The 24,234-nt window shown below is 42.7% G+C and carries 23 protein-coding genes; 12 read left to right on the top strand and 11 right to left on the bottom strand.

Features of this window, described 5'->3' with window-relative positions:
* Positions 1-654: 654 nt before the first annotated feature.
* Positions 655-2,208 (top strand): GAF domain-containing sensor histidine kinase, encoded by a 1,554-nt coding sequence (locus RM347_RS01825; RefSeq protein WP_322722471.1) that lies wholly within the window; start codon positions 655-657, stop codon positions 2,206-2,208.
* A 398-nt stretch (positions 2,209-2,606) separates the two neighbouring features.
* The gene (locus tag RM347_RS01830; RefSeq protein WP_322722392.1) at positions 2,607-4,025 is read left to right on the top strand and encodes an IctB family putative bicarbonate transporter; all 1,419 of its coding nucleotides are present in this window, start codon (positions 2,607-2,609) and stop codon (positions 4,023-4,025) included.
* Positions 4,026-4,256: 231 nt separating this feature from the next.
* Here the strand turns inward: RM347_RS01830 and RM347_RS01835 are convergent, their stop codons facing one another.
* Together RM347_RS01835 and smpB are read right to left on the bottom strand one after the other, a co-directional pair.
* Complete coding sequence (locus tag RM347_RS01835; protein ID WP_322722394.1) at positions 4,257-4,535, bottom strand: WGxxGxxG family protein; 279 nt, start codon at positions 4,533-4,535, stop codon at positions 4,257-4,259.
* A 181-nt stretch (positions 4,536-4,716) separates the two neighbouring features.
* The gene (gene smpB, locus RM347_RS01840) at positions 4,717-5,184 is read right to left on the bottom strand and encodes an SsrA-binding protein SmpB (protein ID WP_322722395.1); all 468 of its coding nucleotides are present in this window, start codon (positions 5,182-5,184) and stop codon (positions 4,717-4,719) included.
* Positions 5,185-5,894: 710 nt separating this feature from the next.
* On the opposite strand from smpB, the gene RM347_RS01845 reads away from it, so the two are divergent.
* A complete protein-coding gene (locus RM347_RS01845; protein WP_322722397.1) occupies positions 5,895-6,578 on the top strand; it encodes a response regulator transcription factor in 684 nt (227 codons plus the stop codon).
* 82 nt (positions 6,579-6,660) lie between these two features.
* On the opposite strand, the gene RM347_RS01850 is transcribed toward RM347_RS01845, so the two are convergent.
* The 4 genes from RM347_RS01850 to murC all read right to left on the bottom strand — a co-directional run bounded on the left by RM347_RS01850 (position 6,661) and on the right by murC (position 10,513).
* Positions 6,661-7,170: a low molecular weight protein-tyrosine-phosphatase gene (locus RM347_RS01850; protein WP_322722473.1), complete on the bottom strand. Its 510-nt coding sequence runs from the start codon at positions 7,168-7,170 to the stop codon at positions 6,661-6,663.
* A gap of 188 nt (positions 7,171-7,358) precedes the next feature.
* Complete coding sequence (locus tag RM347_RS01855) at positions 7,359-7,706, bottom strand: YbaB/EbfC family nucleoid-associated protein (RefSeq protein WP_292762183.1); 348 nt, start codon at positions 7,704-7,706, stop codon at positions 7,359-7,361.
* Positions 7,707-7,924: 218 nt separating this feature from the next.
* On the bottom strand, positions 7,925-8,926 hold the full coding sequence (gene murB, locus RM347_RS01860; RefSeq protein ID WP_322722399.1) for a UDP-N-acetylmuramate dehydrogenase: 1,002 nt from the start codon (positions 8,924-8,926) through the stop codon (positions 7,925-7,927).
* A gap of 123 nt (positions 8,927-9,049) precedes the next feature.
* Positions 9,050-10,513, bottom strand: coding sequence for a UDP-N-acetylmuramate--L-alanine ligase (gene murC, locus RM347_RS01865; protein ID WP_322722400.1), 1,464 nt, complete (start codon positions 10,511-10,513; stop codon positions 9,050-9,052).
* Between the two features lie 402 nt (positions 10,514-10,915).
* Here murC and nadD point away from each other — a divergent pair, with 402 nt between their 5' ends.
* Positions 10,916-11,542 carry a nicotinate (nicotinamide) nucleotide adenylyltransferase gene (nadD, locus tag RM347_RS01870; RefSeq protein ID WP_322722402.1) on the top strand — a complete coding sequence of 209 codons (627 nt, stop codon included), beginning with the start codon at positions 10,916-10,918 and terminating at the stop codon, positions 11,540-11,542.
* Positions 11,543-11,658: 116 nt separating this feature from the next.
* Positions 11,659-12,672, top strand: coding sequence for a type I glyceraldehyde-3-phosphate dehydrogenase (locus tag RM347_RS01875; RefSeq protein ID WP_322722403.1), 1,014 nt, complete (start codon positions 11,659-11,661; stop codon positions 12,670-12,672).
* A 54-nt stretch (positions 12,673-12,726) separates the two neighbouring features.
* On the opposite strand, the gene thiL is transcribed toward RM347_RS01875, so the two are convergent.
* Entirely contained in the window at positions 12,727-13,749 is a 1,023-nt protein-coding gene (gene thiL / locus RM347_RS01880; protein WP_322722404.1) for a thiamine-phosphate kinase, read from the bottom strand.
* Between the two features lie 89 nt (positions 13,750-13,838).
* Between thiL and RM347_RS01885 the strand changes: the two genes are divergently transcribed.
* Positions 13,839-14,426: a Uma2 family endonuclease gene (locus tag RM347_RS01885; protein WP_322722405.1), complete on the top strand. Its 588-nt coding sequence runs from the start codon at positions 13,839-13,841 to the stop codon at positions 14,424-14,426.
* A gap of 39 nt (positions 14,427-14,465) precedes the next feature.
* Here the strand turns inward: RM347_RS01885 and RM347_RS01890 are convergent, their stop codons facing one another.
* Positions 14,466-15,572 carry a peptidylprolyl isomerase gene (locus RM347_RS01890; RefSeq protein ID WP_322722407.1) on the bottom strand — a complete coding sequence of 369 codons (1,107 nt, stop codon included), beginning with the start codon at positions 15,570-15,572 and terminating at the stop codon, positions 14,466-14,468.
* Between the two features lie 202 nt (positions 15,573-15,774).
* Here RM347_RS01890 and efp point away from each other — a divergent pair, with 202 nt between their 5' ends.
* The 3 genes from efp (at position 15,775) to RM347_RS01905 (ending at position 17,409) form a co-directional block, all read left to right on the top strand.
* A complete protein-coding gene (gene efp, locus RM347_RS01895; RefSeq protein WP_114083704.1) occupies positions 15,775-16,332 on the top strand; it encodes an elongation factor P in 558 nt (185 codons plus the stop codon).
* Positions 16,333-16,441: 109 nt separating this feature from the next.
* Positions 16,442-16,999: an acetyl-CoA carboxylase biotin carboxyl carrier protein gene (gene accB / locus RM347_RS01900; RefSeq protein ID WP_012407244.1), complete on the top strand. Its 558-nt coding sequence runs from the start codon at positions 16,442-16,444 to the stop codon at positions 16,997-16,999.
* A gap of 62 nt (positions 17,000-17,061) precedes the next feature.
* The gene (locus tag RM347_RS01905) at positions 17,062-17,409 is read left to right on the top strand and encodes an ArsR/SmtB family transcription factor (protein WP_069070430.1); all 348 of its coding nucleotides are present in this window, start codon (positions 17,062-17,064) and stop codon (positions 17,407-17,409) included.
* Between the two features lie 78 nt (positions 17,410-17,487).
* Here the strand turns inward: RM347_RS01905 and RM347_RS01910 are convergent, their stop codons facing one another.
* Both RM347_RS01910 and RM347_RS01915 read right to left on the bottom strand, forming a co-directional pair.
* Positions 17,488-18,099 carry a GerMN domain-containing protein gene (locus RM347_RS01910; RefSeq protein ID WP_322722409.1) on the bottom strand — a complete coding sequence of 204 codons (612 nt, stop codon included), beginning with the start codon at positions 18,097-18,099 and terminating at the stop codon, positions 17,488-17,490.
* Positions 18,100-18,397: 298 nt separating this feature from the next.
* Positions 18,398-20,212, bottom strand: a complete 1,815-nt coding sequence (locus RM347_RS01915; RefSeq protein WP_322722410.1) for a proline--tRNA ligase — start codon at positions 20,210-20,212, stop codon at positions 18,398-18,400.
* 150 nt (positions 20,213-20,362) lie between these two features.
* On the opposite strand from RM347_RS01915, the gene RM347_RS01920 reads away from it, so the two are divergent.
* The 3 genes from RM347_RS01920 (at position 20,363) to RM347_RS01930 (ending at position 23,328) form a co-directional block, all read left to right on the top strand.
* The gene (locus tag RM347_RS01920) at positions 20,363-21,757 is read left to right on the top strand and encodes a 1-acyl-sn-glycerol-3-phosphate acyltransferase (RefSeq protein ID WP_322722411.1); all 1,395 of its coding nucleotides are present in this window, start codon (positions 20,363-20,365) and stop codon (positions 21,755-21,757) included.
* 99 nt (positions 21,758-21,856) lie between these two features.
* Entirely contained in the window at positions 21,857-22,699 is an 843-nt protein-coding gene (locus RM347_RS01925; RefSeq protein WP_322722412.1) for a ParA family protein, read from the top strand.
* Positions 22,696-23,328, top strand: coding sequence for a hypothetical protein (locus tag RM347_RS01930; RefSeq protein ID WP_322722413.1), 633 nt, complete (start codon positions 22,696-22,698; stop codon positions 23,326-23,328). The genes RM347_RS01925 and RM347_RS01930 overlap by 4 nt, the downstream gene beginning before the upstream one ends.
* Before the next feature lie 250 nt (positions 23,329-23,578).
* Here the strand turns inward: RM347_RS01930 and RM347_RS01935 are convergent, their stop codons facing one another.
* A complete protein-coding gene (locus tag RM347_RS01935; RefSeq protein WP_322722414.1) occupies positions 23,579-24,121 on the bottom strand; it encodes a (2Fe-2S) ferredoxin domain-containing protein in 543 nt (180 codons plus the stop codon).
* Positions 24,122-24,234: the final 113 nt, after the last annotated feature.

Genomic DNA, 24,234 nt, shown 5'->3' on the forward strand with positions numbered 1-24,234 from the left:
TCTATTGGATAGAGACTTATATCAACTATCTAGTACGGTATGAGTAATTCAAAATCATGCCCTGTTCAGTTGAGCGATCAAAGTTACTATCAGACTTCTTTGCAGCTACTATTCCGACTTGTTTCAAAATTCAAAAAGCTGAAAAATTAAGCTTTTCACTAATTTTGTAGCTTGCTTACCCGTAAGGATATGGTTGATCTATTTACGTCATTCTGTACTATAATTGTCACCCCTGAACGCTAGTTTTCTCAGTAAATTTCTTGCAAATAATTACACTAATTTAGTAATAATTTAAGTAATTTTACTTTAGACCTGCTAGTAAAAATTTTCCCTTCCATACATAAAGAATAACAGCCCCTTTGTATTGTATCCTTAGCATTAGGTTACCCTGGCTGAATCCAAATCTAACGCAGTCTGATTGCAAAATCTCAAGCAATAAAGACTACAACAGTGTGAAATAAAGAACATTCAGCAGCAATAAATAGTAACTGGTGGATACCACGTCGTCGGCTTAATGGAAGGGATAAAAAATTTTTGTCCCAAATTTGTTTGTCAGAGGCAAAATTAGGGAATGCTTAAAAATAGCAATTGATAACCCAGAAATAGGGCTTATATCAATTACAGTATCGAGAAATTATTAAGGTAGCAGTGGCAATGATAGAGCCTGAAAACAAATTATTTGCCCTAAAGGATGGTTGGGATTCTCATGAATCAAGAGAACAACAACGCCTCAAAGCTTTGTCAGATTTAGGTTTGCGGCAATCAGAAACGATTCCGGTTTTTGAAGAAGCCACACAGACTGCTGCCCACTTTTTGGAAGCACCAATTTCCATATTGGGATTTGTGGATCAAGAACGCCACTGGTTCAAGTCCGCGGTGGGCTTATCTCGGCTGGGACTAATGAATCATTTGGCACAAAGCCGCCAACTACTACGCCGGGAATCATTTTGCACTCAGGTAGTAGAGAGTTTTCAAATATTTGTAATTAATGATACTCATAAACTTACAGATCCAGTACTTGCTAACAGCAAGTTGGTGCAGGATTATGGTATTCGTGCTTACTTAGGAGCGCCACTGATTGATGCTGAGGGACATTGTTTGGGTGCATTAGCGGTGATGGATTTAGTCCCGCGCAATTTTACAACCCGAGACATTGAGTTTTTACAAATCATCGCTCGTTGGAGCATGAGTGAATTTGAACGTAACCGACTCCTGCAAGGGAAACTCGAATCAAGCACTCCCAAGAGCGCTCCTATATTTTCACTCAATGACGAACGTAACACTGAGATTAAAATCACTGCACCCACTAAAGATAGCGACTCTGTTTCTACCAAACAACTAAAACTGGAACTTTTGGGTCAGCTAACTCAGGAGTTACGCACGCCCTTAACATCTGTACTCGGTATGGCTAGTGTTTTAGGACGTGAGATTTATGGGCCTTTGACGACTAAGCAGAGAGAATATTTGGAAATTATCCAACACAGTGGTCGGTACTTACTTTCCCTAGTAAACGAAATTACCGAACTAGGAGCTATGGATGAAAACTCAACTGTGCTAAATCTAGCTCCTGTGGATATCGAAATGCTATGCCAACAAGCTATCAATACTCTAGAAGAAGTGGCTAATCGCCGCGAGCAAGATATTCGCCTGTCTATAGAACCGGGACGCAATCGCATTTGGCCTTTAGATAAAGACAAGGTGCGGCAAATCCTCTATCACCTGGTTTTCAGTGTGATTCAACTTTCGGCTACAGGTAGCATTGTTCGCATTCATGTTTCTTACAAGGAAGATACACTCAACATTACTATTTGGGTTTCCCATCCTTGGCTAGGGGACGGCATAACTGAGGTTGATCCCTACTTCCGTCTCAATTCTTTGTCGCTGCTGGAGTTGACAGGTGAGGTAGCAAGTTACAATACTCATGCAGAAAGCCATGAGCAACCAAATACTTCATCAGTAGCAGTGGACAATCCAAAAAACTTGAGTGATTCCCACTCAAATTTCTTTGCTACTAGTTCAGGTATAAATTTAGCTAAAGCACATGGAAGTCTTTCTCGTGAAAGCTTGGGCCTATTGCTAAGTTGTCAACTGGCAGAATTGCATAGTGGACATATTTTGATTCAAGGTTCACCAGAATCAGGATATCGTTATGTGCTTTCTTTACCATTGCAACTGGCGACTCCCTCACAAGCAATTAGCGATGTCTAATCATGTGGATTGGGGACTGGGGAATTCGGGACCTGGGGATAAGGGGCAATGGGTATTGGGGATTGGGAAAGACGTATTTTCTATCTATATTTCATTAATTCGTAGCGAATTCTCTATGTGCCTCTGTGCCCTTACCCTGGGGTAAGGCGAAGCGCATCTGCGTTTAAATTTCAACTCTCAATTCGCCACTATTTTACATAAAGCTGTACTAAGTATATGAAGGACTATTTTAACTTCGTATTGGCTGAAGTGGTTTCGGATTAAAGGCAGTGGCTGATGGCTAGGAATAAGAGCGCCATCACGCAATATAAATTTCCGTTATTACCTTTTTATAGCCATAGGCATTATGATCAATTCCAAGTTCTGCGTCGGCAGGCTAATTGATCGCAATGTTTTTTATGAATTTAGTCTGGCAACGATTTACTCTATCATCTTTACCGCTCAAAGAATATCTTGCTACCAGTTATGTACACCGTTCTCTGGTGGGACTGTTAAGTTCTTGGCGGCAAACCAGCATCTTGCTCCAGTGGGGAGATGCGATCGCAGCGGCTTTACTTAGCTTAATATATGCCCTTGCACCTTTTGCTTCGAGTACGTTGGTGGGATTATTGCTGGTGGCTTGTGCAGGATTTTGGCTACTGTTGACTTTATCTGATGAAGTAATACCAGCAAATGTCTCGTCAGTCACTCCCATTCACCTGCTGGTATTGCTCTATTGGGCAATTGCCGCAGTCGCAACAGCATTATCACCAGTCAAAAAGGCAGCGCTTAACGACTTGGGAACGTTAACCTTGTATTTGCTACTATTTACCCTTTGTGCCAGGGTATTAAGGTCGCCTCGCCTCCGGTCTTGGATTATCATCCTTTATCTGCACGTATCGTTAATTGTTAGCGTATATGGGTTGCGGCAATGGTTTTTTGGAGCCACAGCCCTAGCAACTTGGGTTGATCCAGAATCTCCTTTGTCTAAGACTACAAGGGTCTACAGTTATTTAGGCAATCCCAACTTATTGGCTGGATACCTCTTACCAGCAGTAATTTTTAGCTTAGTAGCAATTTTTGCATGGCAAGGCTGGATCAAAAAAGCCTTGGCATTAACAATGTTGATTGTCAATAGTGCCTGCCTGATCTTGACTTTTAGTCGTGGCGGTTGGATCGGACTAGTAGTGGCAGTTTTGGCTGTGATGGCATTGCTAGTTTATTGGAAAAGCGTGGAAATGCCTCCTTTTTGGCGTACTTGGTCGCTGCCGATTGTCTTGGGAGGTTTGATTGGGGTATTGCTGCTAGCAGTAATATTTGTAGAGCCAGTCCGCCTGCGAGTGTTCAGTATTTTTGCTGACCGTAAAGATAGCAGTAATAATTTTCGCCGAAATGTGTGGGATGCTGTTTTTGAGATGATTCGCGATCGCCCGATTTTCGGAATTGGCCCTGGTCACAACTCTTTTAATAAAGTTTATCCTCTCTATCAACACCCTCGTTACACTGCTTTGAGTGCCTATTCAATTTTGTTTGAAGTGACTGTAGAAACTGGCTTTGTTGGTTTAGCCTGCTTTCTCTGGCTAATAATCGTCACATTTAATACGGCATTTTTGCAAGTGCGACGATTGCGACGGCTCAGAAGTGTAGAGGGATTTTGGTTAATTGGAGCGATCGCTATTTTGTTGGGTATGCTAGCTCACGGCACTGTAGATACTGTCTGGTATCGTCCTGAAGTTAATACCCTCTGGTGGCTCATCGTCGCCTTAATTGCCAGCTACTGGACACCTTTACCTCAAAACCAGACAAATTCATCTAACTCAGAACCAGCAGTAAATTAACATAAATAAGTTGTCAGTTGTTTTTTTTCATGACAACTGACAACTGACATTTTTTGAAATTTGTAGACGGATAGCAACTTGTCAAAGTGTATTTTGAGTTGCTTGTACCGATTTAAAAAATTATTCCCACAGATAGATTCACAAAACCCAGACGCAGAAGATGATTCCCAATCTAAAATCCAAGTTGCGCTGGAAGTGGACCAAAGATCCGACCCAAAATCCAAAATAGTATTAGTCCCTATAGGTAGTAGCACCTGGAGCATTAGGGTCGCGATAAGCGGTTGGTTCGTCATTACGCTTTTTGCCAGCCAAACCAGCTAGACCTAATAAACCAATTAATCCTAGCCAACCCCAATCAAAATCGTTGCGATCGTAAGTAGTCGTTCTTGGAGCAGTATTGACTCCGGGATCAGTAGTTGTCTGAGCTTGCGCCGATAGAGTTAAGGGTAAAATTCCCATACTCAAGGTGAGAACGCCAGCACCAACAGCTGTAATGAAATTACTTTTCATAAGTTGTGACAATTCCTTATGCCATCCGAAGTTACTCACCACTGTATCGATTCCCAACCCTAACAAAATCAATCTGCGGCTATAAACTGGGCATTTTCATAACTCACGCTGTGGATATACAACATACTTTTTACAGCAATCCATTTCTCACTCTGGTGTGGTAGTTCAGCGACAGTGACGCTCAATAATTTTTCATTGCCCGTTGAATATCACGCTGGTCTTGGCGTCGTTTCAGGTCTTCTCGCTTATCGTGGAGCTTTTTACCTCTGCCAAGGGCTATACTCACTTTTAGCCAGCCTCGTTTGAGATACATTTTCAAAGGGATTAAAGTTAAACCCTGCTGTTCTACTGTGCCAATTAGCTTGCGGAGTTCTTTGCGATGCAACAGCAGCTTGCGTGTACGCCGTGGTTCATGATTGAAATATTGTCCACTAGCGTTATAAGGCGAGATATGCACATTGATCAACCATGCTTCGCCATTGCGAAGCAAAGCATAGCCATCTTGGAGATTGACTTTACCCGCACGAATCGACTTTACCTCGGTTCCTGTCAACTCAATTCCAGCTTCATAAGTTTCCAGTATTTCATACAAATAACGGGCTTGACGGTTGTCGCAAATAACTTTGTAACCTTCGTTCTTGTCGCTCATTGATAATTTTGTGTGCTTTAAATGTACCTAAAAAATTATTTGGATTGACTTGTGAATTATAGGGTATGTCTTAGAACCGCTATAAATTCTGAACTGTATATCACTAATTTAGCTTTTCTAAGTTCACAATTAAGAGTTTTCTGGCAACTTTAAATTACCTGATACCGATTACCTGTGAGTTTGCATAGAGGCCACTTGTCTCACCAAGCCTGATTTTATGCAGTTTCACAAAGAATTGCTATTACGCCAATGATCATTAGTGATTAACTAGGGACTAATGACTAAGAGAGAATTTCTGAGTGGAGGAAACCTTCGCTCAGAACTTCTCTTAACGAAGAGGCTACGCGTAGTTTGCTTCACCGTAGGAGTACGGTGATAAAAAACAAAAGATATTTCACTTAGCTTTTGGAAAATTATTGATTAAGTTAATAATTTACATTATGATAGGCATTTACTCTGTCTTATTGATGAGTTGTTACAAATTACAAAGGTCTCTATGCATCCCAAGCAGAGGGAGTCAAAGGTGAGTTACACTCCGTTAACTCATCCTAAAGATTTAAGATTTTCTTTATAAATAAACCCTGAAGGCATTCATTAGCTGGTGATCCTGTCATAGTATGAAACATAAGAACACTATTCTTGTCTGTGTTCACTGATGGAGCACGTAGAAGCACATTTCTGAGTAAAAAAATGCTAGGGGTGTATTATCCATGCCCTTGACGATCCTTGTAGTGGATGATGATTTGGGCACTCGTCTGTCTGTTAGCGATTATCTTGAACTGTCTGGCTATTCGGTGATCACAGCTAATGACGGTCAAGAGGCTTTGTTTATGGTGGATGAGTATCATCCTGATTTGATTGTCACGGATATCGTTATGCCACGGATGAATGGCTATGAACTGGTGCGCCGAGTGCGTCAGCAACCAGTGTTTCGTTTATTGCCTGTAATTTTATTAACAGCCCGAACTAAGACCCAGGAAAGGATTATGGGCTACCAGTCAGGGTGCGATTTATACTTACCCAAGCCTTTTGAACTGGAAGAGTTAGCAGCAGCAATCCGCAATCTTTTGGAGCGGTCGCAAATTATTCAGTCGGAATACCGCTTTTCTCATAAAGATAGTTTGAATATTTCCGCCTCGACAAAAGCGGCGGACACCCATAATTCTCTGTCTACTCAAATTCAGAAATCCCATCTTCACTCATCCCTAACTCATAGAGAACAGGAAGTTCTAGAGTTATTGACTCATGGTCTTTCTAATGCCGAAATGGGTCATCAGCTACACCTGAGTCCTCGAACAGTGGAAAAGTACGTTAGCAGTTTATTAAGAAAAACTTCAACCAGCAACCGAGCGGAATTAGTGCGTTTTGCGATTAAGCATGGTTTGGTGGAATAAAAAAGTTATGAGTTAGGAGTTAAGAGTGAGGAGTTAACAAGAGAAGATGTAACTCTTAACTCCTCACTCCTAACTCATAACTTTAAATTATTGGTTGTTGGCTGTTAACGTATGTAAGCAGACCTTCACAAGCATCGACCAGTAAATCAATAACCCGATTAAATCCCTCTTGACCACCGTAATAGGGGTCTGGAACTTCCTTCAGAGTGTGTCGAGAGCAAAACTCGCACATCAAACGCACTTTATGGTGATATTGCTTAGTTTGATCAAGAGTGAGGATGTTCTCATAATTTTCTTGATCCATCGCCAAAATCAAATCAAAGTCTTGAAAGTCTAACTTTTGAAACTGGCGTGCTTGACCACGCAGTTTAATTCCCAACTTTGTAGCAGCCGCAGCACTCATGCGTCTGTCAGGTGGGCTACCAACGTGATAACTAGATGTACCAGCAGAGTCACAAAGGATGCGTACGCCTTTGGCGTCGGCGCAGCCATCGCTCAAGCCAGCCTGCTCAATTAAATGATTCATGATATTTTCTGCCGATGGCGATCGGCAGATGTTACCTAAGCAGACAAACAGCAACTTGTAAGGCATAGATATTCTTTGTCCTTTGTCAATAGTCATTTGTCCTTTGTCCAGTGACTAATGACCAATGACCCTTACGGGTGACGCTCGTTCCTCACTAACGCTGCGCTAACGCCAGTCACTCATGGGGGAAACCCCCATCGCTCTTGGCGTCTCCCCTTGGGAGAAGACCGGTCTGGCTCACTAATGACCAATGACTAAAATCCAGGTAACTCCAACCCACTGGTTAGTTCTTCCATACGTTCCCGCATTGTTGCTGTGGACTTGTTGTATGCTTCTTTCATTGCCACTGTCACGAGATCGGAAAGTACTTCTGCACCTTCCCCTAAAGCATCTGGAGAAATTTCCACCCGTTTGGGTTCTTGGTTCCCACTGACAATCACCTTCACCAGTCCACCGCCAGATTCTCCTTGAATCTCCATTTGCTCCAATTCTTCTTGGAGTCGCTTTGCACCTTCTTGAACTTGCTGCGCTTTTTTAAAAGCTTCGGCCAGCTCCTTCATTTTTCCTAAGCCAAAGCCGAATCCCTGTCCTTTTCCTGTCATAATTATTTGTACGCGTGTGCGTTGAATAACAAATCAAATTCAATTATAGATGCGGTAAGTAATTTGCCTCTTTTTTTACCAATAATTAATGCATCATAGAATAGAGAGTAGGGAATTGGGATTGGGCATTGAAAAGAGGCAGAGGGGCAAGGTGCTGATCTTGCAAAGGGTAAAACTCTTCTCCCTTGCTCCCTGCTCCTCTACTTCTTTCCCACCCCCTATCCACAAGCACCTTGAAACTCTCCGAGCATTTTAACTTCTGGCTCTAAATTAATAGACCAACGTTCTTGTACTTGATGTTGAATGTGGCGAATGAGACAGAAGATATCACTAGCTTTTGCTCCACCACGGTTAACAATAAAATTAGCATGGAGTAGCGCTACTTGTGCTCCACCAATTTGGTAGCCTTTCAGACCAGTTTGTTCAATTAACCAGCCAGCACTGTAAGGTTTGGGATTGCGGAACACACTGCCACAACTGGGGAAGTTGTATGGTTGAGTGCTCAACCGATGCTTTTTGTGCTCTTTGGTGATTGCCACAACTTTTGCTGGGTCGGCACCTGGTGCGAGTTGTAATGTGGCTTGGGTGACTATGCGATCGCCACCTTGCAGTAATGAAGTTCGGTAGCTATAACCTAACTGATCGGGGGTAAGAGTTTCCAGCATACCATCCGGTGAAAGTACCTGGGCACTAACTAACATATCTGCGATACAGCTATTATGTGCCCCTGCGTTCATCACCACGGCACCTCCTGCTGTTCCGGGGATGCCAACAGCCCACTCTAATCCTTGCCATCCTAATTCTGCTGCTGCCCATGCCAAGCTAGGAATTGATTCTCCGGCTGCAACCGTTAATTGACCTTTCTCTGGGTCAAAGTGACTGAAGCGGAGATGACGAGTTGCAATGACTAAGCCTGATATACCGCGATCGCTCACCAGCAAGTTAGAACCTGCTCCCAGTGTTGTCACCTTTAAATCACGTTCTTTTGCGTATTTAAGACTTGCTTGCAGTGCTTCTAAGTTTCGGGGGGCAACATACAAATCAGCTGCTCCCCCAACTCGATAGGAAGTAAACGCTGACAAAGAAGCCTGAGACTTGATCGCACAATCAGTACTGGGTAAGTAGATTACTTCACTCTCCACCGAATTAGCTGTTTGGTGTTTCTTTGTATTCAAAGCAGAAACTGTGCAGACGTTTCCAGCTGCCTGGGAAATGGTCATCTTTACTTTTTTTGGTAAAATTTTTACATTTATTTACCGCAAAGATACGGTAATAGAGTTAAACTATGGAACCGTTACTAGAGGGGCGCTTTGCTCAGAAATAAAACTTCGCAAAGTCTCCACTTAGGATGTGGCTTTAGCAGGCTCACAAAGTGTTGTAATTACTTCAGGAATCACCTGATTCAAGTTCCCAGCCCCCAAAAACAGCGCCAAGTCTCCTGGGCGTAGTGTTTGCAGCAAGTACTCATACACCGAGGGTAAAGTTGGTTGATAAACTACCTGCGAATGCTGTTTAGCAATTTCTGCTGCTAGATGTTCACCACTAATTTGCCCTAAATTGGGTTCACCTGCACTGTAAATATCAGTCAGCACAACCAAATCAGCATGGGTAAAGGACTCGGCAAATTCATCTAAAAAGGTCAGTGTACGGCTATAGCGATGGGGTTGGAAAATGGCAACAACTCTTTGCCCTGGTCTTGCCTGTAAACGTGCTGCGGCGAGAGTAGCGCGAATCTCGCTGGGATGATGAGCATAGTCATCGATGAAGGTAATGCCATCGACTTCACCTCGGAACTCAAAGCGGCGTCTTGCCCCTTCAAAGGTGGCGATACCTTTGGCAATTTCTCCAAATTCTAAGCCCAAGGCCCGGCCAACAGCCACTGCTGCTAGAGCATTGCTGAGATTGTGCCGACCCAGCAGCCGCAACTTCAACACGCCCAAAGCTTTGCCTCTTTCCCAAACTAAAGCTGTCGTGCCATCAGCACGATAATCAATATTAGTGACGGTGTAGTCAGCGTCGGTATCTGAGTGTAAGCTGTAGCTGATTGTGGGTTGCAAGCGATCGCGCACTGTAGCACAGTCAATGCTACCTATCAACATTTTACAACCCTTAGCAAAGGTCTGGAAGATATCAATTACTTCTTCTAATGTATCGTAGTGGTCAGGATGATCGAGTTCAATATTGGTAATGATGCCAATCTCTGGAGCGTGTTTTACCAAGGAACCATCAGATTCATCTGCTTCGGCTACCAAATATTGGCTTTGTCCCAATCGAGCATTACCTTCCCAAGCATTGACTTCGCCACCTACTAAAATCGTTGGGTCTAGACCTGCTTCCAGAAGCATATAGCCAATCATGCTACTGGTTGTAGTTTTGCCGTGTGTTCCTGCCACTGCAATACTATGGTAATCGGAGATTAAGGCGGCTAGTACATCTGAACGATGTAGAATTGGGCAACCTAATTCTAGCGCTGCTTTGTATTCTAAATTATTCGTGTTAATTGCAGTTGAACAAATAACTTGAGGCAGTTTTGAGTTAGTAGCAGTAGGTAATTCTTCTTGTGAATTTAATACTACCGCATTAGCTAATACCTGAGGGCGAAAGAATTCGAGATTGCTTGCCTCTTGTTTATCAAAAATATGAGCACCGATAGTTTCCAACTTGTGCGTAATGTGGTTAGGACGAAGATCCGAACCTGATACTGGAAATTGACGCTTTGCAAGAACGTATGCCAGAGCAGACATACCTATGCCACCGATGCCAATGAAATGAAATGGTCTACCACTAAAATCTACAAAATTACTCATTTATTGCTCCTCTTACACCACACCACACCATAATCACAAATGACACGCGTATCATAACAGGAATTTGATTTTTACCGTAACTACTCCTGTATCATGTTCATGTTTGATGCCCAAATGATGTTTCTGCATTGGTTTTGCTTGTTCAGAATGATTTTACCTTGGTTGGAGGTTTTTGCTATTTCTGAACTGTTGTTAAGATTATTCTGAAAATTTTGGACGCATCGGGAAAAAAATTCTTGTAATGTCAAATACATATTTTTGGCTACCTTACTGGAATTGTCTACATAGTACATTGTTAGTGAAACTGATTTTAAATTGCATCAAGTCTAGGGTTTAATTGAGTACAATAGTACATTGGTAATGAAACTATTTTTCAATTGCATAAAACCCAGGCATAACTGGATGCAGCAACTAGCAATTTTTGGTGGCACATTTGATCCAATTCATTGGGGACATCTGCTCGTAGCCGAGACAGCAATGCAAGAAGTATCCCTTGAAAAGATAATTTGGGTGCCATCCCTAAATCCTCCTCAGAAAGAAGCAGCTTTGTTTGAGCATCGTGTGGAAATGCTGCAATTAGCCATAAAAGATAACCCAGCGTTTACTGTCTCACTAGTGGAGGCAAATCGCTCTGGGACTTCCTATGCCATTAATACGCTGATCGACTTATCTGCTTGTTACCCAAATACTCACTGGTACTGGATTGTGGGCTTGGATACTTTCCAAACCTTACCCGGTTGGTACCGGGGACACGAACTAGCACAAATGTGTGATTGGTTAATAGCACCCCGACTGCTAGGTGGTGAGACTATAACTCAAAGCAAATTAATCTGCAAGCAAGTGGAGCAACAACTTAGGGAGCAGTCATACACCATTCACTGGCAACTCTTGAATATACCTTTAGTAGGAGTTTCATCAAGTCTAATTCGCAAATTTTGCAGCGAACACCAGTCAATTCGTTATTTAGTCCCGGAATCCGTCAGATTATATATCACTAACAACAATCTCTACTCCTACAAATCTGAATAAATTATGTGTTTTTTTATTGATCTAACACTTTATGGTTAAAAGTGCTCCCCCCCTTTGCGATATGATTGGGGTCAACGATATCAACATATAAGCATAAATACAGAGGGCAAGACACTGTGATTAGAGTTGCAATCAACGGTTTCGGGCGGATTGGACGTAACTTTGCGCGTTGCTGGGTGGGTAGAGAGAATAGTAGGATCGATCTTGTCGCTATTAATGACACTTCAGACCCTAGAACCAATGCTCACCTGCTCAAGTATGACTCAATGCTAGGGAAGATCAAGGGTGCTGAGATTAGTGCCGATGATAACTCTATCATCGTTAACGGTAAGACCATTAAGTGCGTATCCGATCGCAACCCAGAAAACTTGCCCTGGAAAGCTTGGGGAATTGACCTAATTATCGAAGCAACGGGGGTATTCACTAGCAAAGAAGGAGCACTCAAGCACGTAAATGCTGGAGCCAAGAAAGTTCTGATTACCGCTCCTGGTAAAAACGAGGATGGCACTTTTGTGGTTGGTGTGAATCATCACGACTATGACCACAACATACACCACATTATCAGTAACGCTAGCTGTACTACCAACTGCTTGGCACCGATCGCCAAGGTGTTGAATGATAAGTTCGGCATCATCAAAGGTACGATGACCACCACCCACAGCTATACAGGTGACCAGCGTTTGCTAGACGCTTCTCACCGGGATTTGCGACGGGCGAGGGCAGCAGCGATTAACATTGTACCCACCTCGACTGGTGCGGCAAAAGCTGTGGCACTGGTTATCCCAGACCTGAAAGGCAAGCTAAATGGCGTTGCCTTACGCGTACCAACCCCGAACGTCTCAATGGTAGATTTCGTAGTTCAGGTTGAGAAGCGTACTATTACTGAAGAAGTTAACCAAGCTCTCAAGGATGCTGCCGAAGGCCCACTGAAAGGCATTTTGGACTATAGCGAACTAGAACTGGTATCTTCCGATTATCAAGGTAGTGATGCTTCTTCGATTGTCGATTCCAGCTTGACTTTGGTTATGGGCAATGACCTAGTAAAAGTTATGGCCTGGTATGACAACGAGTGGGGTTACAGCCAACGAGTCTTAGATTTGGCTGAATTAGTAGCTGAAAAGTGGCAATAATTAGTCATTGGTCATTGGTCATTAGAAAAATGACAAAGAACAAATGACAAAGGACTATTGATCAAAATGTTGAAATCCCTGGCTAAGACTCAGAACTTGGTCAGGGAATTTTTTTTGCTCGTCGTGCAATAGTACTTTTGATCCGGATTTAATCCTGCCCACGATCGCAGCACCTTGACCAAGATGTTGTACTAAGGCTAATGCTGACTCTTGTGGCAAACACAGCACTAATTCAAAGTCTTCACCACCGTATAAAGCATATTCCAGCGCTTGTTCTTGTGTCAGCCAATGGTTAAAAGCTTTTGATAAGGGAATTTGTCTATGTTCTAGGACAGCGCCAACGCCACTGACGCGGCAAATTTGAATAATCGCATCTGCTAAACCATCACTGCTATCCATGCCAGCAATGGGCATGGGGCATGGGGATGCTAAGATTTCCCAGAGGATTGGTAAGACATCTAATCGTGGCTGTGGGCGTTGGTGTGCGCGGATTAGAGCCGTCTTTTCTTCGTCGTTGAGGTTTTGTTGCAATTCGGGATGCAAGAGCAGTTCTAAGCCAGCATGGGAGGCTCCATGAACGCCTGTGACGACGATCGCATCTCCCACAATAGCAGCAGAACGGCGAATAATTCTATGAGGGTGAACTTGACCAAAAGCAGTAATTGCCAAAGTCGTCACAGGCGATCGCACAATATCACCCCCAACAATTGAGGTATTGTATTTTTCCAGGCATTCTGTCATTCCTTGGTACAATTGCTCAACCCAACTCACCCTAACTTCACCAGGGAGTCCCAACCCGACAGTGATTCCTAATGGGGAAGCACCCATTGCTGCCAAATCTGATAAATTAGCAGCAGCAGCTCGCCAACCAGCATCTTCTGGGGAAGTGGTGACATTGCTAAAATGTACGCCATCAACTAGCACATCTGTTGTCACCACCAAAGATTGCTCTGGTGCAGTCTCAAGTACTGCGGCATCATCGCCGATAATTTCTGGAGGACAGAAGCGCTGTAATCTTTCTAAAAGACCTTGTTCACCAATGTCTTTTACTTGTTGAGAAGATAACTCACTGTTCACAATCGGTTTTTCGTGTTGCAAAATTGCGAAGAAAACTGATGATTTACTTTACTGTTTAATATAAGGGTATCGTCTAGGAGTCAGTTGGAATGGTAACAACACCAGTAACCAGCATCACGTTTGAGGAGTACTTAACCTATGATGATGGTAACGGTTTCCATTATGAATTGGTGGATGGCAAGCTAGAGCTAATGAACCCACCAACTATTGAACATTTCCTGATTGCCAAATTTCTTGAACAACTTCTAGATGCAGAAATCAAACGTTGTAGCTCACCTTGGCTGTGTTTTCGGGAAAGTGGAGTGAGAACGGGTAGAAATAAATCTAGGTTGACTGATCTGTGTGTAGTGACAATGGAGCAAGCTAGAGAATTGTTGAATGCTTCAGCAGTATTTGAGTCACCCCCGTTACTAATTGTCGAGGTGGTTAGTCCAGAATCAATCAAACGGGACTATCGTTATAAACGCTCCGAATATGCGGCCTTAGAGGTTCCTGAATATTGGATTGTAGACCCACTGGAAACAAAAGTTTCTGTGTTACTACTGGAAGATGGATTGTACGAAGAAGCAGTTTTTACAACAACTCAGCAAATTAGATCGCAGACTTTTCCAGAATTAGCGATTACAGTTGATCAAGTGTTCACTGCTGGGAATCTGAATCAGGGGAGACGCGATTAATCGCGTCTCTACAGGAATTATTCTCCCCCTGCTCTCTTCTTATGCAGCTTGCGGCTCAACCAGATTTTCTATTCCCTGAATCACAGTTGCCGATTCAATTTTGTCACCAGCTTTCAGTTTATCCAAAACTTCTCTGCCTTCGGTGAGATAACCAAAAACGGCATAACGACCATCCAATAGGTTGCGTCCTGCGGGGGTGAGTTCTGGTTCAAACAAAAAGAAGAAAAATTGTGACGAACCACCATTTACTTCACTTTCGGGACGAGCCATTACCACTGCACCAAAAGCAGAGAAAGGTAGAACTGGCATATCAATGTAACGTCCAGCTTCTTCTAGAGTAATGCCATAAGTAGGTGCTTTATCGCCTTGAACTAAGACTTCCAAGGGAATAGCGCGATATTTGCCTGTTTTTGGGTCAATAAAACCGACATCTTTTCCAGCAGGATCTCCAGTTTGGAGAAAGTAAGATTCTTCAGAACGGGTAAATTCTAAACCATTATAAAAACCCCTCTGTACCAAATCTACAAAATTACCAGCAGTCACAGGGGCGCTATAACCATCTACTACGACGGTTAAATCGCCTTTGTTGGTTTTGAATTCTACAGTGGCACGACCTTTAAGTTGTGGCAGGTTGCTGTATTCAGCAGGTACTTCAAAGGGGAATTGTTTCACCATTGACTCTTCTAGCTGAGTAACGAGATTCAGCAGTTTAGCTCTCTCTTGCAGAATTTGTTCTTTATCTTTGCTGTTCGCCAATTCTTGCAATTTACCCACCCCAGACTTCAACTCGGTAATCCAAGCTTCGGCTTGGGGTTGGCGTTCTTCGGGAACGCTTGTTAAGATTTGGGAAGGTTTATCGAGAATGCGGGATGCTTTGCTGATGTCTTTGGAAATAGCACCCCAGCGCCGATTTGCCCGTAGTTGGGCAGAGATGTCCTCTAAACTGGCTTGTAGTTGCCGCACAGGTTTGTTATCTATCGGGAGTGCATACCGCAACAAAGCCTTGCCGTCGGTAATTGCGTTGCCGGCTGGCAGCGCGGCGCTACTGGAGGGAGTCCACCCAGCTGTAGTTATGCCTAAAAATATTGTTACCAGCAGTATTGCCATTAGGCTGTTCTTCAGCCAGGATTTTAATAAGTTAAGCATGGGATAACTCAAATGCAGCATTGAATTGTTGACTGGACGTAACCCATCAATAATCTTCCCACGTTAAGTGATGAGTGGAGCAGAGGTCTAGGGCAGGGGAGAAATGACTAATGACAAATGCAACTAACTAATGACAAATGCCCAATGACGACCCTAGAAGGGTACAATAAATGCCGATTGTCTTCCAAAATTTGAAAGTTTCATGATCTCCAGTAACGACTTTCGACCCGGTGTTTCAATTGTATTAGATGGGTCTGTATGGCGAGTGCTCGAATTCCTCCACGTCAAGCCAGGCAAAGGTTCCGCCTTTGTACGAACTAAGTTAAAAAATGTTCAGAGTGGGAGCGTGATGGAAAAAACGTTCCGAGCAGGGGAAACAGTGCCGCAAGCCACCCTAGAAAAAAGTACGATGCAGCATACCTATAAAGAGGGCGATGAGTTCGTCTTTATGGATATGGAAACCTACGAAGAAGGTAGATTGACCCGCGCACAAATTGGCGATCGCGTCAAATATCTTAAGGAAGGTATGGAAGCCGAAGTTATTAAGTGGGGCGACCAGGTGCTGGGAGTAGAATTGCCTAAATCTGTGGTTTTGGAAATTGTACAAACAGATCCAGGTTTAAAAGGTGATACTGCCACTGGTGGCTCAAAACCCGCAACTCTGGAAACTGGGGCAATTGTGATGGTTCCTTTGTTTATTTCCCAAGGAGAACGCATCAAAGTTGATACCCAAGAAGATAAATATATCAGCAGGGAATAACTTTCATCTCTACGGAGATGTTTGCTCCCGATTGAAATCCCTATATAGGGATTAAATCCCTGCCGCACTTAAGACGCTCATTTACGGATAGGTCGAGGTAATAAAAACTGTGCCATTGGACTTTAATGAAATCCGCCAATTACTGGCAACTATCGCACAAACAGATATTGCAGAAGTCACGCTCAAAAGCGATGACTTTGAACTAACAGTCCGTAAGGCTGTGAGCGTCAGCAATCAGATGTTGTCGGTAGGTCAAGCGACCTTCGGCGGTGTGGTGGGTTCGGGCTTGACATCGGGTTCATCTGGGGGAAACCAAGTGAACGCAAGCCAGGTAACGGAGGTGTCCACATCTCGCGTATTTGAAAATACTGGAACTAGCACACAATTGCAGTTGTCAGTAAATCCTCCCTCAATCATTGACCAGAGATTAGTAGAAGTGCCTTCCCCAATGGTGGGAACGTTTTATCGCGCTCCTGCGCCAGGGGAAGCGGCATTTGTGGAAGTAGGCGATCGCGTCCGCAAGGGTCAAACAGTCTGTATCATTGAGGCGATGAAGCTGATGAATGAAATCGAAGCCGAAGTCTCCGGACAGGTGATGGAAATTCTTCTCCAAAATGGTGATGCTGTGGAATATGGCCAACCTTTGATGCGAATTAACCCTGATTAAGTATTAATCTATATATGAAGTGAGTCATTGTTAAAACTTTCAGTCCTTGCGGGTTAATCCTGATGAAACAAACGTTGCCTTTACCACCAGAAGTGGTGCAACAAGTAGCTGAATACTTCAGCCTGTTAAGTGAGCCAATGCGCCTGCGGCTGCTCCACTTATTACGGGATGAAGAAAAATGCGTGCAAGAGTTGGTAGAGGCAACACAGACTTCTCAGGCAAATGTGTCAAAACACCTGAAGGTAATGTGGCAAGCAGGTATTCTTAGCCGCCGCAGTGAAGGAACTTGCGCCTATTACCGGGTGGAAGATCAAATGATTTTTGAGTTGTGTAATCGGGTTTGCGATCGCCTCGCCACAAGGTTAGAGGAGCAAGCCCGTAATTTTCGTGTGTTAAATAGCAAACGTTAGATCAGTTATCCTTTGTCCTTCGTCATTTGTCCTTTGTCATTTGTGAAAAACTAATGACCAATGACTAATGACTAATGACTAAAGGGGATAATTTTTCTGAAAGCTTTCACGAGTTAGCGGTTGTTGTAACTCTACACCCTCACCGCCTAAAACATCCAACGGTTTGCCGTTCACGTCAATGTATACTTTGGCTTTTGGATTTAAAGTTGTCGCAGTGTAAACAACTTGTCCCACGCGGCCCATCATTGAGGTGCTACCACCACCGCTGGTAAAATCTTCAGATAAATTAACGTGAACCTCGTCATTTTCTGACTTCAGCCCCAACAGCTTAGTTCCTTTGGGGATAGTCGTCGAATCTGTCCCTTCTGTTGGGCCTGCTAATAAACTCTGGAAAGCTGCTTCTAAAGCCTGGTTGGGTCGTACAGAAGCTACTTTCACAGGCTGGGGAACCAAAGTAACATTTTTGTCTTTTGGTCTTAGCCAATAAACGTTAGGGGTGTTCTCATTACCTGGCTGCCTAGTTGTTGGCTGTGCTGGTTGAGCGATTTGCCCAGAGGGGTTTGACGGTGTGGGAGCATTGCTGGAGTGTGTAGTTAACCAAGCCACACCGCCACCCACCGCTACAACCACTGCTGAGACGGCTGCAATTGCGCCTGAAGAAATACGATTAGATCCTTGTTGGTCTTTCATGTTCAAAACCTTCCTGAATGAGGGCTGATATGGTAGTTATGTGAGGAGCAGCCTGGTTAAAGACGATACTTATAAGTAGAGAGTTTCCCACAACTTGGAGGAGACTTGATGCCTCAAAATGCATTAATCTGGTGAGTCCCTAATTTAATTTTAGAATTTTTATTTCTAGTCCGTCACCTGCCAAATTATCTAAATATCATTCTTTCTGGAGATGATTGAAGATTAAATTTACAACGCAGAGGAACGCTGAGTATTTATCACAAAAATCCTCCACGAACCTCTGCATAAACCTTTGGATTTAATTTTTCCTCTCTATTGCGGCGGTAATCCACTGTTTGAGTGTAGTTATAACTTCATCAATGACAATTTCTTGCGATTTACGGGTGGCTCTTTCTACAACTTCGACTTTGCCATTAGCGATCGCTCGCCCGGTTACAATCCGATAAGGTATGCCAATCAAGTCAGCATCTTTAAATTTCACTCCAGCCCGTTCATCGCGGTCATCTAGTAGGGTTTCAATTCCCGCTTGATTGAGTTCAGTGTAGAGTTTTTGGGCGATTTCGACTTGTTGAGCATCCTTAATGTTAGGAATTGTCACAATCGCGTGATAAGGTGCGATCGCAACTGGCCAAATAATCCCATCTTTATCGTAAGATTGCTCTACGGCAGCTTGTGCTAGTCGTGATACACCTACGCCAAAACAACCCATAAATAGCGGCTTTTCTTCACCCTGTTCATTGGTATAAGTTGCTCCCATCGCTTGAGAATATTTAGTGCCTAATTGGAAAATATGACCGGCTTCGATTCCACGGGCGCTTTGTAAGGTTTGTTCTGGGTTATGGATGGCACGATCGCCTGGTCTTGACTTACGAATATCTACTACTCGCTCTGGTAACTTAAATTGCTCACCCCAATTAGCACCAACTACGTGATAACCAGCTTCATTTGCGCCTGTAACAAAGTTTTTTAAATCAACTGCTGTTTGATCCACCAAGCGCAAAAACTTGGCATGGATCTGTTTATTGGCGGTAATATACTCATCTGCGATGTCTGGTGCAATGTAGCCTAAAGGTAAAGATTTAGCTGTCCATGCTTGTTGGGCTTCTACATTTGGTACATTCAAACTAATAATAGTTTTAGCGCCATATTCAGAAGCTAATTTGGTCAATTCATTTTGCAATTTGACTTCATTAACTTCTTGATCGCCTCGGATGCTTACCAGAACTAACACTGTTGCGCCATTATCATAAACTGTCTGATAAAGGACATTTTTCACCAATTGAGTAGGAGAACAGTTGAGGAGTTGACACACCTTTTCAATCGTTTCTGTTCCAGGTGTATCGCGTTTCTCGTAGGTTGTAAACCGTGAGGTTTCGGCATCAATTGGTAAAGAAACAGCCTTTTCTACGTTAGCGGCGTATTTACCATCCTCAGTGTAGAGAACTTCATCTTCACCAGCTTCCGCCAAAATCATAAATTCTGTGGAACCAGAACCACCAATTGCACCAGAATCGGCTTCCACTGCCCGAAAAGCTAAACCAGAACGTCGCAGAATATTGCTGTAGGCTTTATACATATCCTGGTAAGTTTCTTTGAGGCTGGCTTCATCGGTATGGAAGGAGTAGCCGTCCTTCATGATAAATTCCCGTCCGCGCATCAAACCAAAGCGGGGACGAATTTCATCGCGGAATTTGGTTTGAATTTGGTAGAGGTGTAGGGGTAACTGGCGATAAGAGCGAATCATATCACGAGCGATCGCTGTGATTACTTCTTCATGAGTTGGCCCTAATCCTAATTGTTGCTCACGGCGGTCAATTAGGGAAAACATGATCCCCTCGGCTTTGGTGTAAGTGTCCCAGCGTCCCGATTCCTTCCATAAATCAGCCGGTTGTAATTGTGGCAAAAGACATTCTTGTGCGCCTGTAGCGTTCATTTCTTCCCGCACAATCTGAGAAACTTTTTGCAGTACCCGCCACATTAACGGCAAATAAGCATAAAGACCACTACCGATGCGACGAATGTAGCCTGCACGGAGTAATAATTTATGGCTAGGAATCTCAGCATCAGCTGGATCATCCCGGAGTGTAACGAATAACATTTGTGACAGTCGCATCGTTTATAGCCTTTCTTTGATCGCTAATTTCTATGTCAACTAAAGTATGAAGTATTAAGGATGAAGTACAAAGTACACAGCGTTATTTATTTTTCATTTTTACTTATAGCCTTCCGCCTTTTTTGATCGCAACTTTAGGAGAAAACTACCTTGGCAGATGTAATTTATCAAGCACAGCCACCCTTAGAATTTATTCCTCCGGCGTTTAACCCCTTAGTTCTACGATTTGTCCATCTGTTGCTACCCAGTTGGATAAACTGGCAAACACCTATTACCCAAATTGAAGCAGACAACGTAGAGGTTCTGGTGGATCTCTATCGTCAGTTTCAGGAGGGTAAGATCCGTTTTATGCTGGCATTTCGCCATCCGAAAACAGACGATCCATTTTGTTTGACCTACTTGCTGTCTCAACTCGTGCCAAAGGTAGCACGATCACAAGGCACAACGCTAGAATTTCCGATTCACGCTCATTTTATCTACGATCGCGGCATTCCTCTATGGGCAGGTTCCCACGTTGGCTGGATTGCTTCTCATTTAGGTGGTACTCCGATTCAGCGGGGTAAAGCTGACTGGACGGGGTTACGTTCGGCGCGTGACTTGTTTGCTAATGGGAAATTCCCGATGGCTGCTGCGCCAGAGGGTGCAACCAATGGTTTATCAGAGAATATTAGCCCCTTAGAACCTGGTATTGCCCAATTAGGCTTTTGGTGTGCTGAAGACTTGCACAAAGCTGGACGCGACCAACAGGTTCTAATTGTACCAGTTGGGATTAAATATAGTTACGTTGATGCTCCTTGGGATGCGATCGCCAATCTTTTAAGTGAATTGGAAGCGGCTAGTGGTTTACCTGTGAATCCATCAGAACATGCTTCTATAGAGTCGCTTTATCCCCGGTTATTAACCTTGGCAGAACATTTACTTTCGTTGATGGAAAAATTTTACACGCGATTTTATCATCTAAAGCTGGCAGATGCCAAAACAGCAGTAGGAGGAATTGAAGATAGAAATGAGGCATTAGCAGTTCGTTTACAAGCTTTGTTAAATGCTGCACTACAAATATCAGAACAGTATTTTAATTTGCAGTCAAAAGGTAGTTTAAGTGACCGATGTCGGAGGGTAGAACAAGCAGGGTGGAATTATATATTTAGAGAAGAATTTAAGGATGTAAAAGGGGTATCTGCTGTTGAAAGAGCTTTAGGCGATCGTGTTGCCGAAGAAGCGAATGCGCGGATGTGGCACATGCGTCTAGTAGAAAGTTTTGTAGCAGTTTCTGGTAATTATATTCGTGAAAATCCAACAGTAGAAAGGTTTGCTGAGACGACTTTAATTTTATGGCAAATGATAGCTAAAATAAAAGGCGATAAAGGTGTACAGCGTCCACAATTGGGTAAGCAAAAAGTTAAAATTACTGTGGGTGAACCGATATCTGTATCTGAGCGTTACCCGGCGTATAAGGAAAATCGTTTGGCTGCTAGACAAGCGGTTGCTGATGTAACGAATGATTTACAACATGCGCTAGAAAGTTTGATTTCAAAAAAAGGATGATGGCAATCACTCTTGACAACTCAATAAATATGATTATGTATATACAATGAGCATAGAGGTATTAGACCAAACTTACTTTAAAGTCTAAACATAATTTACATGGCTAAAAAAGTTTCTATCATCAATATGAAGGGTGGGGTTGGCAAATCAACCCTGACTGTAAATCTTGCTTGGCATTTTGCTGCATATACCCATTGGGCAAAGAAGATCTTAGTTGTTGATCTTGACCCTCAATTCAATGCAAGCCAATATTTACTAGGAGTTAGTAAATATAAGACAATACTCAATCAAGGTAAACCAACTACGTGGGATATTCTGGAACAGAACACACGTACACCAACAGGACTGAGTAGAATTATTGATCCACACAAACTCATCCATAATGTTGTTACTTTTGTCACTGACAGTAAAATAGACCTGGTTCCATCAAGGCTTGAACTTGCTTTCTCTCTGAAAAACCCAGCACAGAAGGAGAAGCAACTTTCCAAAATACTTGCCAAGATTGAAAATAGTTATGATTTAATACTGATTGACTGTGCTCCAACTGAGTCAGTCTTAACGACAGCTGCATATCTTGCAAGTGACTATCTACTGGTTCCAGTAAAACCAGAATATCTTGCTGCTATCGGATTACCTCTTCTGGTAAATTCAATGAATGATTTCAAAAACGAAAATGAGGAGCATAATCTGAGCCTTGCGGGAGTGGTTTTTAATGCCGCAGAGAATTATTATCCAGAAGAACAACTATCAAAAAACATGGTACGAGATTTAGCTTCTAAACAGGGTTGGTATGTATTTCAAGCAGAGGTTCCTTACTCCAAATCATTTCCCAAAGGTGCAAGGGAGGGTAAGCCTATTATTAACACTTCATATGCTCGTACAGTTCAAAAAGCACGTTTTATGAACTTTGCAGAAGAATTTGCTAAGAGGATTAGTCTGTGACGGATCAACCAGAATTTGAACTACTAATAGAAATTGCTAAACTGCTCAAAAAGCACAGTCCAGAGTTTTCTAAAAGTCTTGCTGAACTTCTGTCCTCGCCAAAATTTATAGAACACTTAGTTTCGGTTCTCTCAAGTACGAACACAATAAGTTCAACAGGTATAACTCAGCAAATAAAGCCAACAACAAGTAATCAAAGGTTGAAAAAACCTCGCTCATCATTAACTAAAAAAGCTAAAACATCTCAAAAAAAAGAGAGTCAGTCAGCAAAAAGCGGTTTATCTGCAAGTGTCTCTTATCCTTTATTCTTAAAGGAGCTAGAGAAAACAGATCCTGAGAAATCAGCATTGCTTATTAAACTTTATTATAGCCTGATAAACAAAACTCTCTTACCAACTCTGCAAGATATTCGGAATTTTGCATCAGATACAGGCTTATCAACAATAAAGGCAACCTCTCGCAACAAAGCAATCATTCCTCTTGTCAGAGATTTATTATCTTTGAATATTGAACAATTAAAGACAAAACTTGATGGGCTGATGCCAGTTTTGCCCGAAGACGATCGCAGTCTTGAAGCTTGGGCAAATATAATTTTAGATAAAGAGCGGCAAACAAAACAAGAAGACTGAATTTAGTGAGTTATCTATTCAGGCAATTCACCAAAGCGTTCCCGGTAAAGCTGTAAGAGTTGTTCTGCTAGTTATCGCTTTGGGAGACTTTGAATTACCTGAAATTCCTAGATAACCTATTAGACATAGCCTTTTATAAATTAACTGGAAATACCTTAGATAAATCCAGAACTAAATCAAGAAAACAAATGGGGGTAAAATTTTGCCCCTATTTTTTGCGTATTATTTTAAGAATAGCTAGAGAAGGTTATTACTCTGTTAAGTGACTTTCTAGCAAAGTTGCGATCGCTTCAGGGTGAATATTCTTGTATTTCTTTTTACCAAGGTGTAAAACACAGTTGGGAGCGCTGCTACAGCATTTTTGGCAACTCGTATGTTCAATGGTAACTTTGTCTAACAAACCGCGATCGCACAAAGTTTTTTCTAAATCTGATAATAACCCTTTACCACCACGTTTGAGGCAACCTGACTTTTGACATACCATAATCTTCGCTTTGATTTGAGGCGGTAAATCTTGATTTGGACACGCATCAATTGGTGTCACTCGATAGGCTTTAATTTTTATTTTACTTGTGCGCGAATCTAGCTTACTATGGCCACAAACGCGAACTCGCTGGCCAGGAACTAAGGATGAACTTAGTAAACGGCGCAACTCTTTAGGCAGTTTAATTTCTACATTTCCAGATGGAACTGCCAATTGCAAATATTTATATTTTCCTGGTTCACCACCAACAAAACCTAGTAACTGTCCCTCAAGGTTCAATTCTGATAACGTCAAATATTTGTCACCCATAATTGATAAAAAGTTAGGAGTGGGGAGTAGGGAGAGACGCAATTAATCGCGTCTGTACTGGGGAATAGGGAATTAAAAATTAGGAGTTAAAAGTTAAGAATCATAACTCATAA

It is taken from the genome of Nostoc sp. ChiQUE02 (genome assembly GCF_034531305.2).
GTDB lineage: Bacteria > Cyanobacteriota > Cyanobacteriia > Cyanobacteriales > Nostocaceae > Nostoc.

What these genes read in the sequence shown, in the direction of transcription:
- RM347_RS01825 (WP_322722471.1), top strand. Translation starts at nt 655, where the DNA reads ATGATAGAGCCTGAAAACAAATTATTTGCCCTAAAGGATGGTTGGGAT.
- RM347_RS01830 (WP_322722392.1), top strand. Translation starts at nt 2,607, where the DNA reads ATGAATTTAGTCTGGCAACGATTTACTCTATCATCTTTACCGCTCAAA.
- RM347_RS01835 (WP_322722394.1), bottom strand. Translation starts at nt 4,535, where the DNA reads ATGAAAAGTAATTTCATTACAGCTGTTGGTGCTGGCGTTCTCACCTTG.
- smpB (WP_322722395.1), bottom strand. Translation starts at nt 5,184, where the DNA reads ATGAGCGACAAGAACGAAGGTTACAAAGTTATTTGCGACAACCGTCAA.
- RM347_RS01845 (WP_322722397.1), top strand. Translation starts at nt 5,895, where the DNA reads ATGCCCTTGACGATCCTTGTAGTGGATGATGATTTGGGCACTCGTCTG.
- RM347_RS01850 (WP_322722473.1), bottom strand. Translation starts at nt 7,170, where the DNA reads ATGCCTTACAAGTTGCTGTTTGTCTGCTTAGGTAACATCTGCCGATCG.
- RM347_RS01855 (WP_292762183.1), bottom strand. Translation starts at nt 7,706, where the DNA reads ATGACAGGAAAAGGACAGGGATTCGGCTTTGGCTTAGGAAAAATGAAG.
- murB (WP_322722399.1), bottom strand. Translation starts at nt 8,926, where the DNA reads ATGACCATTTCCCAGGCAGCTGGAAACGTCTGCACAGTTTCTGCTTTG.
- murC (WP_322722400.1), bottom strand. Translation starts at nt 10,513, where the DNA reads ATGAGTAATTTTGTAGATTTTAGTGGTAGACCATTTCATTTCATTGGC.
- nadD (WP_322722402.1), top strand. Translation starts at nt 10,916, where the DNA reads ATGCAGCAACTAGCAATTTTTGGTGGCACATTTGATCCAATTCATTGG.
- RM347_RS01885 (WP_322722405.1), top strand. Translation starts at nt 13,839, where the DNA reads ATGGTAACAACACCAGTAACCAGCATCACGTTTGAGGAGTACTTAACC.
- RM347_RS01890 (WP_322722407.1), bottom strand. Translation starts at nt 15,572, where the DNA reads ATGCTTAACTTATTAAAATCCTGGCTGAAGAACAGCCTAATGGCAATA.
- efp (WP_114083704.1), top strand. Translation starts at nt 15,775, where the DNA reads ATGATCTCCAGTAACGACTTTCGACCCGGTGTTTCAATTGTATTAGAT.
- RM347_RS01905 (WP_069070430.1), top strand. Translation starts at nt 17,062, where the DNA reads ATGAAACAAACGTTGCCTTTACCACCAGAAGTGGTGCAACAAGTAGCT.
- RM347_RS01910 (WP_322722409.1), bottom strand. Translation starts at nt 18,099, where the DNA reads ATGAAAGACCAACAAGGATCTAATCGTATTTCTTCAGGCGCAATTGCA.
- RM347_RS01915 (WP_322722410.1), bottom strand. Translation starts at nt 20,212, where the DNA reads ATGCGACTGTCACAAATGTTATTCGTTACACTCCGGGATGATCCAGCT.
- RM347_RS01925 (WP_322722412.1), top strand. Translation starts at nt 21,857, where the DNA reads ATGGCTAAAAAAGTTTCTATCATCAATATGAAGGGTGGGGTTGGCAAA.
- RM347_RS01935 (WP_322722414.1), bottom strand. Translation starts at nt 24,121, where the DNA reads ATGGGTGACAAATATTTGACGTTATCAGAATTGAACCTTGAGGGACAG.